The organism is Streptococcus sp. HMSC072D03 (assembly GCF_001812855.1).
GTDB lineage: Bacteria > Bacillota > Bacilli > Lactobacillales > Streptococcaceae > Streptococcus > Streptococcus salivarius_D.
Genome location: NZ_KV810610.1, coordinates 94,479 through 109,607, shown reverse-complemented (window position 1 = coordinate 109,607; position 15,129 = coordinate 94,479). Strand labels below are relative to the sequence as shown.

13 protein-coding genes are annotated in these 15,129 nt (G+C 38.8%); all 13 read right to left on the bottom strand.

Features of this window, described 5'->3' with window-relative positions:
- Nucleotides 1-55: 55 nt before the first annotated feature.
- Nucleotides 56-2,854 carry an isoleucine--tRNA ligase gene (gene ileS / locus HMPREF2877_RS00975; protein ID WP_070578080.1) on the bottom strand — a complete coding sequence of 933 codons (2,799 nt, stop codon included), beginning with the start codon at nt 2,852-2,854 and terminating at the stop codon, nt 56-58.
- A 246-nt stretch (nt 2,855-3,100) separates the two neighbouring features.
- Nucleotides 3,101-3,976, bottom strand: a complete 876-nt coding sequence (locus HMPREF2877_RS00970) for a DivIVA domain-containing protein (protein WP_070578077.1) — start codon at nt 3,974-3,976, stop codon at nt 3,101-3,103.
- 52 nt (nt 3,977-4,028) lie between these two features.
- Entirely contained in the window at nt 4,029-4,832 is an 804-nt protein-coding gene (locus tag HMPREF2877_RS00965) for a YlmH family RNA-binding protein (RefSeq protein WP_070578074.1), read from the bottom strand.
- Nucleotides 4,832-5,089, bottom strand: coding sequence for a YggT family protein (locus HMPREF2877_RS00960; protein WP_004182719.1), 258 nt, complete (start codon nt 5,087-5,089; stop codon nt 4,832-4,834). Before HMPREF2877_RS00960 ends, HMPREF2877_RS00965 begins: the two co-directional genes overlap by 1 nt.
- Nucleotides 5,090-5,092: 3 nt before the next feature.
- A complete protein-coding gene (locus tag HMPREF2877_RS00955) occupies nt 5,093-5,677 on the bottom strand; it encodes a cell division protein SepF (protein WP_004182720.1) in 585 nt (194 codons plus the stop codon).
- Nucleotides 5,678-5,681: 4 nt separating this feature from the next.
- Nucleotides 5,682-6,365 carry a YggS family pyridoxal phosphate-dependent enzyme gene (locus HMPREF2877_RS00950; RefSeq protein ID WP_004182721.1) on the bottom strand — a complete coding sequence of 228 codons (684 nt, stop codon included), beginning with the start codon at nt 6,363-6,365 and terminating at the stop codon, nt 5,682-5,684.
- A 2-nt stretch (nt 6,366-6,367) separates the two neighbouring features.
- Nucleotides 6,368-7,690 carry a cell division protein FtsZ gene (gene ftsZ / locus HMPREF2877_RS00945; RefSeq protein WP_014633298.1) on the bottom strand — a complete coding sequence of 441 codons (1,323 nt, stop codon included), beginning with the start codon at nt 7,688-7,690 and terminating at the stop codon, nt 6,368-6,370.
- Nucleotides 7,691-7,718: 28 nt separating this feature from the next.
- Entirely contained in the window at nt 7,719-9,095 is a 1,377-nt protein-coding gene (ftsA, locus tag HMPREF2877_RS00940; RefSeq protein WP_014633299.1) for a cell division protein FtsA, read from the bottom strand.
- A gap of 126 nt (nt 9,096-9,221) precedes the next feature.
- Entirely contained in the window at nt 9,222-10,364 is a 1,143-nt protein-coding gene (locus HMPREF2877_RS00935; RefSeq protein ID WP_070578071.1) for a cell division protein FtsQ/DivIB, read from the bottom strand.
- A gap of 9 nt (nt 10,365-10,373) precedes the next feature.
- Complete coding sequence (locus HMPREF2877_RS00930) at nt 10,374-11,444, bottom strand: UDP-N-acetylglucosamine--N-acetylmuramyl-(pentapeptide) pyrophosphoryl-undecaprenol N-acetylglucosamine transferase (protein ID WP_002884072.1); 1,071 nt, start codon at nt 11,442-11,444, stop codon at nt 10,374-10,376.
- A 3-nt stretch (nt 11,445-11,447) separates the two neighbouring features.
- The gene (murD, locus tag HMPREF2877_RS00925) at nt 11,448-12,800 is read right to left on the bottom strand and encodes a UDP-N-acetylmuramoyl-L-alanine--D-glutamate ligase (RefSeq protein WP_022496827.1); all 1,353 of its coding nucleotides are present in this window, start codon (nt 12,798-12,800) and stop codon (nt 11,448-11,450) included.
- Nucleotides 12,801-12,927: 127 nt separating this feature from the next.
- Nucleotides 12,928-13,197 carry a DUF3165 family protein gene (locus HMPREF2877_RS00920; protein WP_002884134.1) on the bottom strand — a complete coding sequence of 90 codons (270 nt, stop codon included), beginning with the start codon at nt 13,195-13,197 and terminating at the stop codon, nt 12,928-12,930.
- 19 nt (nt 13,198-13,216) lie between these two features.
- A complete protein-coding gene (typA, locus tag HMPREF2877_RS00915; protein WP_002884130.1) occupies nt 13,217-15,067 on the bottom strand; it encodes a translational GTPase TypA in 1,851 nt (616 codons plus the stop codon).
- Nucleotides 15,068-15,129 lie beyond the last annotated feature (62 nt).

The following is a 15,129-nucleotide window of genomic DNA, read 5'->3' as shown; positions in this document are numbered from 1 at the left end:
ACTTCTGAGGACTTTGTCTTCAATCTGAAAGAGTTCAAATTGAACTCTTTTTATTTTATTTTGCTTTTACTTCAAAACCTTCTGCTACACCTTCAGCAAAGTTTTCTTCAACAATGCTAGCACAGTGATCACAGATAGTCGCATTGTAGCTACGTTCTTTGGTAGTTGGATCGATACGACGGCAACGATCACAGACATCACCTTCAGCACGTTCTACTGTGAATGCTACACCTTCAAAGCTTACAGCAGACTCAGGAGCATCTCCTTCAGCAATAGTCAATGCTGAAACGATCAAAAGTTGAGCAAGGTTAGTATTCAAACCTTCAAGAAGTTCTTTGACTTCAGCATTAGGATAGATTGTCAAATGAGCTTCAAGCGATTTACCGATAACTTTTTCGTTACGCGCTTCTTCCAAAGCTTTTTGAGCTTGGCCACGGAAATCCATGAAGGCATTCCAATTTTCAAGAAGTGCATCTTGACCAGCGAAATCTTCTGCTTCTGGCAACTCTGACAATTGAACATAGTCTTCTGTTTCAAATTCAAGATATGACCAAATTTCTTCTGCAGTGTGAGGAAGAATTGGAGTCAATAGTTTTGTAATCTTGACAAGAATATCGTAGAAGACTGTTTGCATTTGACGACGTTCAAGTGATTCTGCACTCTCAATATAAACCACATCTTTGGCAAAATCAAGATAGAAAGCAGACAACTCAACGTTAATAAAGTTAACCAAGGCTTTGTAGATAGTTAAGAATTCAAAGTTTGCATAGGCATCACGAATAGTCTTAACTAATTGGTTAAATCGAATAGTCATGTACTGATCTACAGAACGCAAGTCTTCAAAGGCTACTGCATCAGTTGTTGGATTGAAGTCAGATGTATTAGCAATCAAGAAACGAAGTGTGTTACGAATCTTACGATAAGATTCTGATACTTGGCTAAGGATATCCATTGAGATACGAACGTCATTAGTTGTATCAACACTTGTTACCCAAAGACGAAGAATTTCAGCACCAAATTGTTTCTCAACATCACTAGGCGCAATAGTATTACCGAGGGATTTAGACATCTTTTCACCCTTACCATCAAGCGCAAAACCTTGAGACAAGAGTTGTTTGTATGGTGCAACACCATTATTGGCAACAGATGTGATAAGTGATGAGTTAAACCATCCACGGTATTGGTCTGAACCTTCGAGATAAAGGTCCGCTGGATAAGTCAACTCAGGACGGTTAACAACGACACCATTCCATGATGAACCTGAGTCAAACCATACGTCCATAATGTCAGTTTCTTTAGTAAACTCTCCGTTTGGTGAACCTGGATGTGTAAAGCCTTCTGGAAGAAGATCTTTGGCATCACGTTCCCACCAGATAACTGAACCGTGCTCTTCGAAAAGTTTAGCCACATGTTCGATTGTTTCTTCAGTCATGATTGGTGTTTTATCTTCAGCATAGAAGATTGGGAGTGGCACACCCCAAGCACGCTGACGAGAGATCACCCAGTCACCACGGTCACGAATCATGTTGTAGAGACGAACTTTCCCCCACTCAGAATGGAATTTAACTTTTTCAATCTCATCCAAAATCTCTTGACGGAATTTAGAAACAGAGGCAAACCATTGTGGTACGGCACGCCAGATGATTGGTTTCTTCGTACGCCAGTCAAATGGGTATGAGTGTGAGATTTCTTCTTTAGCAAGGAGCAAATCGCCGAGTTTTTCCATAACAATTGGTGCCACTTTATCATAGAACTGACCTTCAAAATCAGGACCAGCATTTTCCATCATAATACCACGCTCATTAACAGTTACGGCAACTTCAAGGCCATTAGCGATACCTACGTTATAGTCATCCTCACCAAAACCAGGAGCCGTATGGACGATACCTGTACCTGAATCTGTAGTAACGTGATCACCAAGGATAACAAGCTCATCAACTTCTGTATCCCATGGGTGTTCAGTGACGATTTGATTCAATTCTTCACCACGGTATGACTGAAGTACTTCCACATCTGTCCAACCGAATTTCTCAGAAAGACTATTAAGCAATTCAGAAGCAACGACAAATTTGCGGTCTTCTCCAGCAGGTTTTACGAGAACGTATTCAATATCAGCACCAACAGTCAAACCACGTGAAGCTGTTACTGTAAATGGTGTTGTTGTCCAAACTACGATATATGTATCTGTGTCTAGTACTCCTTTACCATCCTTTACCTTATTGGCATAGTAAAGTGAGGTTGAAACTAAATCATGGTACTCGATTTCGGCTTCAGCAAGTGCTGACTCTGATGACCATGACCAATAAACTGGTTTTGCACCTTGATAGATGTAACCTTTTTTAGCCATCTCACCAAAGACACGGATTTGTGCAGCCTCATAGTCTGGTGTCAAAGTAACATATGGGTTATCCCAATCAGCCGAAACACCAAGACGTTTGAAATCTTCACGTTGTTTGTCAACTTGTGAAAGTGCATAATCACGACACATCTTAAGGTATTCAGCACGATCAAGTTCTTTACGTTTCACACCTTGTTTTGCCAACACTTGTTCAATTGGAAGACCATGCGTATCCCAACCAGGAACGTAAGGAGCATAGAAACCAGACATTGATTTTGAACGAACAATGATATCCTTAGAGATTTTATTCATCGCATGTCCAACGTGAATATTACCATTGGCATACGGAGGACCATCATGAAGAGTGAAGTGAGGTTTACCTTGGTTCAACTCTTGACGACGTTGATACATCTTAGCATCTTCCCACTCTTTTTGCCAGATTGGTTCTTTGTTAGGAAGTCCAGCTCGCATTGGAAAAGCTGTCTTACCTAGATTTAAGGTTTCTTTGAGTTTCATTATATCTCCTCTTTAATTTAATTTACTAAATAAAAAGAGCCTTCATCAAAAAGGACGAAAGCTCGTGGTACCACCTTAATTCAGAGCAAAAAACATTTGCTCCCTCATATGTCCGTAAGGAGGACCAACCTTCTAACTTACTTAGTTCAGTTAGAATGCTTGAAAATGATAACTATCCAAATAGGGAATGTGGGACTCACACCATCTCCCACTCGCTGTTAATATACTTGGTAAGTTGTATTTTTCTTATTCGCTAATATTCAATTTAAACGTTTGTGTTTCATTAAGATTAATTTCACCTGTTGACTCAGGTTGCAAATCAAAATCTTCATCTACTGGTGCTGAAGTTGGGAAATCTGCTACTTCACTCTCGAAAGTGTCTGGAATACCAAAGTCAACTGGAGTTGAAACAAGTTCGTTTGTTTCATCAACTTCTGGACTAGAGAAATCTTCAACTTGCTTATTACTTTCAGCAACGCGACGTTGAAGTTCAGCCATTTCATCAGGAGTGAATTGACGAGTTGCATCAAATGAAGCTGCATCATTTGAATCTGGTACATGTTCATCCAAAACTTTTTCAACAACTTCTTTAAAGGCAGCATCTGAATTTTGAAGATAAATAGCTGTTGGTTGCAACAATTCACCCCATTCTGGAGCACTTGCTAGGCTAAGCTGACCTTCAACTGCAGCCAATAGGCGTTGGTGGAAGACACGACTTTGACGTTTAAGTTCTTCCGTTTCGATGGCAACACGTTTGGCTTCATCTGTTGCATCACGAAGAATTTCAGATGCCTTAGATTTAGCTTCTTCAACCAAATGAGTAGCATTGAAGTTAGCCTTATTAATCAAGTTAGCTGATTCATCAGCCGCTGAAGCTTTAACTTTTTCAGCTGTTTCTTGAGCCAAAATAACTGATTGACTCAATGATTCTTTCATTTCATCAAAATAAGCCAACTTTTCTTCAAGCTCTTTTACACGAGCAGCAAGTTCACGATTGTCACGAACCAAATCTTCGTAATCATCTACAATAATATCAAGAAATTCATCAACTTCTTGCTCATTATATCCACGAAATTTAGTTGTAAATTGTTTATCTTTAATATCAAGTGCTGTAATAGCCATTACAGGCCTCCTTTATTTTTCATTACCATATCTGATGGTTTAAATTAAATAACTACTTTTTTCTCCGTCTTAACAGACTTTCAATAACGATTTTAACTTTCCCGGACTTTGAAAATCCGTCTTGTTGAGCTAGTCGAAATCTACCATAACCTCTAACCGAAATCATATCACCAATCATAACCGTCTGATTAGCCTTCTCAATTTGTCTATAATTTAATTTAACTTTTCCAGAAGCAATAAGTTTTAAGGCGTTAGAACGGGATAGGTTTAATACCGTCGCCAACACATTATCAAGACGCATACTGGAAAGTAAAACAAAAGATTGTGAATAGTTTTCTTGATTTGAAATCCAATCGTCTTTGCTTACTTCTTTTAGAGTAACCGAAACATTACCAATCTTAGTAATAGTCATTATCGCATAACTTGCTAAATGAGAAGCAATGGAAAATTGAACACGTCCTTCTTCATCAAGAATAATATCTCCAAATACTTGACGGTCAAGACCAAGTTGATTAATCAGTGCTCCCAAAACTTTTGGGTGTGTCAATTTATTGAACTGTCTCGCATAAGAGATTTCTAGTCGTTTAATTTCAAAGTCATCGTCATCAAGCTCGTAATATTCGGGAGCAAGAATGACTCTTCCATACTCTTCAGATTCAAGAGTAGAACTCACAAAAAATTTTAAATTGTAGTAATGAGCTAACTCTTCAACAATCTGAATTTCACGAGGATTCAAGAAATCAGTTAAGTAAGGACTGTACCTATCATCAACTAATTGACAAAATCCCCTAACCTTCTCTAGAAAAGGACGTTCATCTAACGAGTAATGCTGTTCAATATTTTTAATATCTGACATCAGAGTAGAATAAATCTAAGAATTCTAAGTGAAAAGTTTAGTAGAAGTACAATTACCAATATTGAAAAATCAATACCAGCAAAAGCTAAATTCAGGCGACGAAATGGTGCGAGAATCGGTTGAACAATTTGTCTAATGATTCTTCCAAGGCTAGTATCATAGGCCCCTGGGAACCATGATAAGAACGCATAGACTACAAGAAGAATCTCTATCACGTTAACAACACGTGCCCAAATAACATAAAGTAATACAGACATTGCTTAACGTCTCTTCATGTCGAAGTCAAAATTAGCTTCTTGGTTGCCATGCGCCAACCCAATCTCTTCGATGTCAACAACGACATTAATTGGCGTAAGCAAATACATTGAAGAACCAACTTTTTGCAAGTTGCCTGTAAGCACCTTGCTAGCACCATCAATAAAATCAAGACAACGACGAGCTTGCGCTTCCAACATATATTGAAAATCGATTAAAACACATTCGTTTTCAATCAATAGTTCTACAATTTCCTGAGCATCTTCATACTTTTTAGGATATTTAATTGCAATTGTTGCTTTAGTTGTATTCATTTGTTGTGGTCCCTGATTTGCTTGTGAACGACTCAGAGGTAAACTACGAAGGACTTGAGTTTCCTGTAAGTCTGAATGAACATGTTGGCGACGAGGAGGGACTGTAGCCTGATAACGCTCAGGTTGACGTTGCTGACGAGGAGGTGGTGTCTGCACAGGTTTCTGTGCTTTTACTGGACGTTCTTTAGCCTCTTCTTTAGCAGCATCTTCATAATCTGTTACTTCGTCGGTATCAAAATATGAAACAATTTTATCAATTGCGTCTTTTAATGCCATAAGGTTATTCTCCGTTCTCTTTAAAGAATGCACTGCCTATTCTGACAAAGGTTGATCCATTTTGAATAGCCATGTCATAGTCTCGACTCATCCCCATGCTTAACTGATCACAAGGAACATTCTTTAGTTTTTTCTCTTGAATTGATTTTCTAAGTTCATTTGTCTCAGCAAAAATCTTATCAAGTTCTTGAGCATCTGCATCAATTGGAGCCATAGTCATGAGTCCAACTATACAAATCTTATCAAGATTTTCAATTTGTTTTAGAACAGTATCAAGTTCTTCTGGAGAAAAACCATGTTTTGACTCTTCACCTGAAACGTTTACTTGTAGGAAGCAATTAATGGTGTGGTCGGCACGCTTTTGAATTTCCTCTGCCAATTTAACAGAATCCAAAGCATGAAAATAATCAACTAAATTAATAACATCCTTTACTTTACGACGTTGCAGGGTACCAATGAGGTGCCAAGTCAAATCATAATTTTTTAAAGCTTGATACTTATCTAAGAATTTATCAACGCGATTTTCAGCAATGTGCTTGATTCCCGTTTTAACCAATTCTTCAGCGACATCACTTGAAACATATTTGGTTACGGCAATAATATTGACTTCATCGCTAGAGCGATTAGCCTTTTCACAAGCTTTTTTTACCGCCTGATAAACATTATTTTTATTCTCTTCTATAGTCATTATTAACGATTTTTAAAGAATGGTGGTGTCTCCAATTCATCATCATCTTCAACATCACTTGAGAATGTAGACATAGTCAATTGACTATCTAGTTGACCAGTTTCAGGACGAGAAATATTATCACGTCTCAAATCCCAATTACCAAAAGCTGACTGCTCTTGTTGAGGAGTTGCTGCTGCAGGACGAACTCCTGGTTGTGGCATTGAAGGTGTTTCATTATAGTCAAAATTTGGTTGACGTTCAAATGAAGGTTGAGAAACTGGACGTTGCTCTCCTTGAGCAACTTGCTGAGTAGGAGCTGAGGGGTGTGAAGGAGCTGTAGTCACTTTACGTGGCTGAGCTTTCATACCAGATACTTTTTCAGCACGATCTTGGCGAACTCCAGTTGCAACAACAGTTACACGGATTTCATCTTTCAATGTATCATCGATAGATGTACCAAGCCAAATGTTAACACCGTTACCAGCCGCTTGACCAACAATTTCAGATGCTTCTTCTGCTTCTGTAAGGGTCATATCAAGACCACCAGTTACGTTAACGATGACATCTTCTGCACCATCAATAGTAGTTTCAAGAAGTGGTGAATAGATTGCTTTGCGTGCAGCTTCAACAATACGTTCTTCACCTGAACCAATACCAATACCCATAAGTGCATTACCTTTATTTGCCATAACAGTTTTCACATCGGCAAAGTCAAGGTTGATCAAACCTGGGTTAGTGATAAGGTCTGTAATACCTTGGACCCCTTGACGAAGAACATTATCTGCTTCACTAAGAGCTTCAAGAAGTGGTGTTTTCTTATCAACAATTTCAAGAAGGTTATTGTTTGAGATAATAAGTAGGGTATCAACTTGCTCACGCAGCTCTTGAATACCTTCAACAGCGAAGGCACCACGTTTGTTACCTTCGAATCCAAATGGACGTGTCACAACTGCAACTGTCAATGCACCCAAGCTTTTCGCAATACGTGCAATAACTGGTGCTGCCCCTGTACCAGAGCCACCACCCATACCAGCAGTGATAAAGACCATATCAGCTCCTGTAAGTGCTTCTGTAAGTGTTTCTTCACTTTCTTCAGCTGCCTTACGACCAACTTCAGGTTGACCTCCGGCACCAAGGCCACGAGTCAATTTAGGACCCAATTGGATTACTGTTTCTGCTTTAGAAGAGCTGAGTGCTTGAATATCAGTATTAGCTGCAATAAATTCAACACCAGCAAGACCTTCTTCAATCATTCGGTTGATGGCGTTTCCGCCACCTCCACCGACACCGATAACTTTAATTACCGCACCTTGAACTGATGCGCTATCAAATGAAAAACTCATTTTATTTCCTCGCTTTTACTAGATTCAATTAATCAAACATACTGCCGAAAATACCACGAACACGATCACCAAGTTTTTGTTTTTGTTCATGATTTTCTTCTTCAACTGGCAGAGGTACCTCAATGGTGTTCTCAACTGGAACAGGATTTGGCTGAGGAGCCACTCGAGGTGCTGGAGTAGGAGTTCTATCAAAACTCAAGGCAGGAGCCTCATTGTCGATTGGTTTACGACGAAGATACTCTTCACCAGACACAGCCTGTTGTGCGATGATATCAACTTCTGTAAGAAGACCAACATACTCAACAAGACTAATCACATTTGCAAACATTGGATTACGGATACCAACTTGATTTGGCACGTAAAGTTTAACATTTGTCTCAAAAATTTCTTGAGCAACTTCAACCACACCTGGCATGATAGCTGTTCCACCTACAAGGACAATGCCACCAGGCAAATCAAGTAGACGTCCTCGAGTCAAGTCTTGTTTAACTCTATCAAGGATATGCTTCACACGAGCTGAGATAATCTCAGCAAGGTATTTTTCTGTAATCTCAACTGGTGAATTCTCACCTACAACTTCTACTTGGACAGTTTCTGTTTCGCTTGCTTCTTCAATATCTGCATTACCAAAATTGAACTTAAGTGCTTCAGCAATCTGCATTGAAGTCTTCAAAACTTTTGAAATATCCTTAGTGATGTACTCGCCACCTTCAGAATAAATATTGGTAAATTGAAGTTCTTGAGCACGCATGCTTGCAACAGTTGTTTGACCGCCACCCATATCAATAACAGTAGCACCAAACTCACGTTCACCTTCATTTAGAACAGCACGTGTCATTGCAAGAGGAGAGATGATAATATTCTCTACTTGAATACCCGCACGTTCAACTGTCTTACGAAGGTTGTGAAGAATCGTTGTTGGACCTGTGTAAATGAGACCTCTCATTTCAAGACGAATCCCCATCATTCCACGAGGATCACGAATTCCTTGGAAGCCATCAACAATAAACTCTTCAGGAACTAGTGAGATAACCTCACGCTCAGGTGTAATGCTCTTTGTCAAGGCTGAGCGAACAACACTTTCAACATCTTCATCTTTGATTTCTTTTGATTCACTTGTTACAGGAATCATACCTTGTGTAGGCTCAATTTGAAGAAGATTAGCTGGAAGCCCAACGTTCACTTGCTCAATAACAATCCCAGCTTTTTCTTCTGCTTGTTCAATAGCTGTTTTGATTGATTTCGCTGCAGCGTCAATGTCAACAATGATGCCATCTTTCACACCAGAACTCTTAACATTACTTACTCCGATGACATTCATTGATCCATCAATAAACTCAGCAACAAGAACCTTAATCGAGCTAGTTCCTATATCTAATCCTGTAAAAAAGCCATCTCTAGCCATTCACTCGACCTCTCAATCTTTCCATTCAATATCTTTGTAAACTGTATAAAAACAGAATTATTCGGATACTATTGTACCATAAAAAAACGTAAAATGTCAGCATTTTACGTTTTTTATTATTCAATATTAGCCTTGAGCAGGGGAAGTCCGAAGAGTTGTTTCTTGACCAACACTTGGTTTTTCTTCTGGTTGGATACCTGAATTTTCAGAATTAGTTTCTTCTTCAGAATGCTGTTCCGTTGATGTTGTAGTATCTTGACCTTCTTCAGAAGTTGCATTTTCTTCCTTTTTATCAGTCTTATCTTTGTCTTTCTTTTTATCCCCATCAGTTTTTGATGATTCAACTTCAGGAGTCGTTGTATAAAGTCCAACTTCCATATCTACAATACTTCCATCTGAAAGTTGACTTTTAATTTTCTCGTAGTAAGGAAGCTTAACTGTTAATTGAGAAAGAGGAACACGAATGGAATTGCCATCGTACAACTCAATCGTTAGTAAATCTGAAGTTGCTTTAGTAGGCGTAAGATTAATAATTTGAATATTATTCTTGATTTTTGTATCAAGTTTATTTAATTCTTTTACTAACTCTTCGATTTTCTTCTCGTCATCAATTTTTAAAGTGATGAATTTATCAGGTAGATTACTAGTTGAAACCGTTCCTCCTGTCTTACCACTTTGAAGAATAGAAACATAACCATTTGTAGTTTGACGATAAGCCACAATTGGGTATTCTTTTACTGCAATATTAAATTGATTTGGAAAACTATATGTTACTGTAGCCTTTTTAACCCAAACATTGGTTTTTTCAACAGTTGATGCAACCTTTCCTTGGTTGAAAAAGACATGAGTGATATAGTCTGTATCAAGAATACCACTTGCAACTTTCACATCTTCTGGTAAAGCATTTTTTGTTCCTGATACAGTGAGAACCTTTTGTTTTGACCAAGGTGAAATAAAGAAAAGTGAAAATACGATTAGGAGTGCAGCGATAAAAACAACTAGTCCTGCAAGATTTTGTTGTGCAATTGGAATATTACTAGTTGTATTACCTTTTTTTCGTTTCTTCCTTTTGGTCTTTTTTTTCTTTTTAACCTTCTTTTTCACTGGTAGCTGGCTCTCATTTGAAGTCGCTTCTTGTGAATGAACGACCTTTCCATTCGCAAGTTCTTCAGAATCTTCGGTTTCTTTTTTTCTCAAAAATTCGAGGTTTCTCTTCTGCCACTCTGTGAGAACTTGTTTTTCTTGTGATTCTTGATCCTTTTTTGCCATGAAATTCCTTTATTTTTTTGAAATACTAGTCACTAATAGGTTATAAAAATCATCAGGAGAAGTGATTTCCTCAGATTTAGCCATAGCTTCTTTGTAAGTCTCTGCATGTTCAACAAGTTGTTCAAGCTCATGATTTAAGGTTTCCCAACTTAATTCTGTTTCCTGTAATTGACGTGCGTAACCTTTTCGTTCAAAATAAGCAGCATTTTCAAGTTGGTCTCCTCGGCTAGCTTCTTTCCCTAAAGGAATAATTAAATGAAGTTTTTTCATAGCCAACAATTCGAAAATCGTATTTGAGCCACCACGAGTTACAACTAAATCTGCCGTATCCATAAGAGGTTGGTACAAATCTGTCACATAATCGACTCTATAAAGATGACGTTCTAAGGTATTCAATGAAGAGTCCCCAGAAATATTAATGACATTATATTTTTCAGTCAGCTGTGGAGTATTACTAATAAAATCATTAAATACCTTTGCACCAGCTGAACCACCAATGAAAAGGACAGTTTTTAAGTTGTCATCAAACTGTTCTTTAATCTTATCAAGGGCACCGGACTGATTAGATGTCGCCATTCCTACCTTTGTAATAGCACCTACATGTTTTGTCTTTGCCAATCCTTTTGATTGTTCAAAAGTCGTAAACATAGTAGTCGCAAATTTATAGGCAATTTTATTGGCCAAGCCCATAGAAAGGTCAGACTCATGCACATATACAGGAACTCCTAATAATTTAGAAGCAATTACCGGTGGCACTGAGACAAATCCACCCTTTGAAAAGAGTGCTTGGGGGCGAATCTTGGCAATAATTGCAATAGACTGTAGAATCCCCCAACCAACTTTAAAGACATCCAACATATTTTGCCATGAGAAATAACGACGTAGTTTACCTGTAGCAATACTATGGAAAGTCACATCTAAGCCAGATTTATCAATCTGCTCATGTTCAATCCCGTGCTTATCACCGATATAGTGCACTTCCCATCCATCTTTGAGAAATTTTGGAATTAAGATAAGATTTAAAGTCACATGTCCAACGGTTCCACCACCGGTAAAAACAATCTTTTTCGCTTTTGCCATAGACTATCCCTTCAATTGCTCAACAGTTGTGATAAATTCGTCACCACGCACTTCGAAATTCTTGTACATATCCCAGCTTGCGTTTGCAGGGCTCAACAAGACAACATCTCCTGCACTGGCTTGATCAAAAGCAATACGTGTCGCATCTGCCACATCTTTGGCATCAAGATAAGTCACGCCCGCTTTATCAGCAGCACGTTTGACACGAGGAGCTGATTCTCCTAAAATCACCATTTTCTTAAGACCAGTAATGTCAGGAATGAGTTCATCAAATTCATTACCACGATCCAAACCACCGGCAATCAAAATGACTTTACTATTATCAAAACCAGAAAGTGCTTTTTGTGTCGCTAAAATATTTGTTGACTTACTATCATTATAGAATTTCACTTCATCGATAGTGTCAACGAATTGGAGACGGTGCTTAACCCCACCAAAGCTTGCGAGAGTTTCTTTGATAGCTTGGTTTGAAATACCTGACAATTTTGCTACAGCTATAGTTGCCAAGGCATTTTCAACATTGTGACTACCAGGAACGCCAATCTCATCGGCTTGCATCACCAATTCACCTTTGAAGTAGAGACCACCATTTTCAAGATAGGCACCATCTACTTTTTCCACTGTTGAGAATGGAACTACTTGTGCTTTAGTTTGTGTAGCCAATTCCTTAGCTAAATCTTGATTAAAGTTCAAAACAACAAAATCATCCGCAGTCATCTGATTTTGAATATTCCATTTGGCAGCCACATATTCTTCAAAACTACCATGATAGTCAATATGTGTAGGCATCAAGTTAGTAATCACAGCAATATGTGGATGGAAGCTGTCAATCCCCATCAATTGGAAAGAAGACAATTCCATAACTAAGGTATCTTGAGCAGTAACTGACTGTGCAACTTCTGACGCAGGGAAACCAATATTTCCAGACAAGACACCCGATTTGCCACCATGGTTTAGGACATCAGCAATCATAGTTGTCGTTGTTGTCTTACCATTTGAGCCTGTAATACCGATAATAGGTGCTTCAGATACTAGGTAAGCTAATTCCACTTCAGTCCAAACAGGAATGCCTTTTTCAAGTGCACGAGCCACCATTGGATTGTCATAACGAATTCCAGGATTTTTCACCATTAGTTCAAAATTTTCATCCAAAAGTTCAAGAGGATGTCCGCCACAGACAACCTTAATCCCTTCTTCAAGAAGCGCCTGTGCTGACGGATTTTCCTCAAATGGTTTACCATCATTTACTGTGACAATAGCACCCAACTTAGCCAATAGGCGGGCAGCTGCTTCACCAGATTTAGCCAAACCAAGGACCAAAACTTTTTTATTTTCAAATTGTGTTACTGATTTCATAATTCGTCCATTCTCTCAAATTGTATCATAATCATTTTACCCTTTATCCCAAGCTATTTCAAGGAGTTACCTCTTCTTGGCAAAAGAAAAAGCCAATCTATTCGATTGACTTTTAATCTCATGCTACTTATTTATCTTCATGTTCAGCTTTTTCATGATTAAGCTCTGACATAGCGAAAAAATCTTTCAAGGTGAAATAGCTCAATACAAGCATTCCCACCGTAACAAAGAACTCACCAGGTAAACTGAAGAATTTAATGATTGATAGCACTGCTAAAAGTAGGAGCAATGCTAAGGTAGCCATGACAAAGAGAAGATTCATGGTGTTTTTTACCGACTTTGGTGCAATAAAGAAATAGAATGATGCAATCAATATAGCAACAATCAGATAAAACATCTCTTCTCCTCTCTATATATTATTCAGCTTCTGCTGCTTTTTTCTTACGTTTATTGGCTTTATCACGCTCTGCTTTATTCAAAATTTGTTTACGCAAGCGGATAGATTCAGGCGTTACTTCCATGTACTCATCGTCATCCAAGAACTCAAGTGATTCTTCAAGAGTCAAGATACGTGGAGTCTTGATAACAGCCGTTTGGTCCTTAGTTGCTGAACGCACGTTTGTCATTTGTTTTGCTGTAGTGATATTGACACCAAGGTCATTTTCACGAGCATTTTCACCAACAATCATACCTTCATAAACTTCAGTACCTGGGTTAACAAAGATTGTACCACGTTCTTCAATACGCATGATTGAGTAAGTTGTCGCTTTACCAGTATCGATAGAAACGAGGGCACCACGGTGACGTCCACCAATTTCACCAGCAACAACTGGCAAGTATTGGTCGAAAGTATGGTTCATGATACCGTAACCACGTGTCATAGACAAGAATTCAGTTGAGAATCCAATAAGTCCACGAGCTGGTACGAGGAAGATAAGACGTGTCTGACCGTTACCAACCATTTGCATATCAAGCATATCACCTTTACGTTCTGAAAGGGCTTGGATAATAGAACCTTGGTACTCTTCTGGAGTATCAATTTGAACACGTTCAAATGGCTCACATTTCACGCCATCAATTTCTTTGATGATAACTTCTGGACGAGATACTTGAAGTTCGTATCCTTCACGACGCATTGTTTCGATAAGGATTGACAAGTGCAATTCCCCACGACCTGAGACAGTCCATTTATCTGGTGAATCAGTTGGATCAACACGAAGAGATACGTCTGTTTGCAACTCTGCCAAGAGACGCTCTTCAACCTTACGTGATGTCACGTGTTTACCTTCACGACCTGCAAACGGTGAGTTATTAGCCAAGAAAGTCATTTGAAGTGTTGGTTCATCAATACGAAGAACTGGCAATGGTTCGACAGCATCAGTTGGTGTGATTGTTTCACCAACGAAGATGTCTTCCATACCTGAGATGGCAATCAAATCACCAGCTTTTGCTTCTTCAATTTCACGACGTTCCAAACCAAAGAAACCGAAAAGTTTAGTAACACGGAAGTTCTTTGTTGTTCCATCAAGTTTTGAAAGGGTAACTTGGTCACCGACTTTTACAGTTCCACGGAAGATACGTCCGATACCGATACGTCCAACGAAATCATTGTAGTCAAGAAGTGACACTTGGAATTGAAGAGGCTCATCTGAGTTATCTACAGGAGCTGGGATGTGGTCAATAATAGTGTCAAAGATTGGAGCCATAGTGTGCTCTTGATCAGCAGGGTTATCTGACAATGATGATGTTCCGTTAATCGCTGATGCATACACAACCGGGAATTCCAACTGATCATCATCGGCACCAAGCTCGATGAAGAGTTCAAGAACTTCATCAACAACTTCTTCAGGACGAGCTGATGGTTTATCAATCTTGTTAACAACAACGATAGGTGTCAAGTTTTGCTCAAGCGCTTTTTTCAACACAAAACGTGTTTGAGGCATTGTACCTTCGTAGGCATCGACAACAAGGACAACCCCATCAACCATTTTCATGATACGTTCAACTTCTCCACCGAAGTCCGCGTGACCTGGTGTATCCATGATGTTGATACGCGTACCGTTATAAGCAACGGCTGTATTTTTGGCAAGGATGGTAATTCCACGTTCTTTTTCAAGATCGTTTGAGTCCATTGCACGCTCATCAAGCTCTTTACGCTCGTCAAGAGTGTGTGATTGTTTCAACAATTCATCAACAAGTGTTGTTTTACCGTGGTCAACGTGGGCAATGATGGCTACGTTACGGATATCTTCTCTAAGTTTAGTCATTTTTTCCTCTTTAATTTTTATTTCAACTTTTAAAGTATACCACATTTTCAACAAAATGGCAG

Coding starts and splice junctions, on each gene's coding strand:
- ileS (WP_070578080.1), bottom strand. CDS start 2,854: ATGAAACTCAAAGAAACCTTAAATCTAGGTAAGACAGCTTTTCCAATG.
- HMPREF2877_RS00970 (WP_070578077.1), bottom strand. CDS start 3,976: ATGGCTATTACAGCACTTGATATTAAAGATAAACAATTTACAACTAAA.
- HMPREF2877_RS00965 (WP_070578074.1), bottom strand. CDS start 4,832: ATGTCAGATATTAAAAATATTGAACAGCATTACTCGTTAGATGAACGT.
- HMPREF2877_RS00960 (WP_004182719.1), bottom strand. CDS start 5,089: ATGTCTGTATTACTTTATGTTATTTGGGCACGTGTTGTTAACGTGATA.
- HMPREF2877_RS00955 (WP_004182720.1), bottom strand. CDS start 5,677: ATGGCATTAAAAGACGCAATTGATAAAATTGTTTCATATTTTGATACC.
- HMPREF2877_RS00950 (WP_004182721.1), bottom strand. CDS start 6,365: ATGACTATAGAAGAGAATAAAAATAATGTTTATCAGGCGGTAAAAAAA.
- ftsZ (WP_014633298.1), bottom strand. CDS start 7,690: ATGAGTTTTTCATTTGATAGCGCATCAGTTCAAGGTGCGGTAATTAAA.
- ftsA (WP_014633299.1), bottom strand. CDS start 9,095: ATGGCTAGAGATGGCTTTTTTACAGGATTAGATATAGGAACTAGCTCG.
- HMPREF2877_RS00935 (WP_070578071.1), bottom strand. CDS start 10,364: ATGGCAAAAAAGGATCAAGAATCACAAGAAAAACAAGTTCTCACAGAG.
- HMPREF2877_RS00930 (WP_002884072.1), bottom strand. CDS start 11,444: ATGGCAAAAGCGAAAAAGATTGTTTTTACCGGTGGTGGAACCGTTGGA.
- murD (WP_022496827.1), bottom strand. CDS start 12,800: ATGAAATCAGTAACACAATTTGAAAATAAAAAAGTTTTGGTCCTTGGT.
- HMPREF2877_RS00920 (WP_002884134.1), bottom strand. CDS start 13,197: ATGTTTTATCTGATTGTTGCTATATTGATTGCATCATTCTATTTCTTT.
- typA (WP_002884130.1), bottom strand. CDS start 15,067: ATGACTAAACTTAGAGAAGATATCCGTAACGTAGCCATCATTGCCCAC.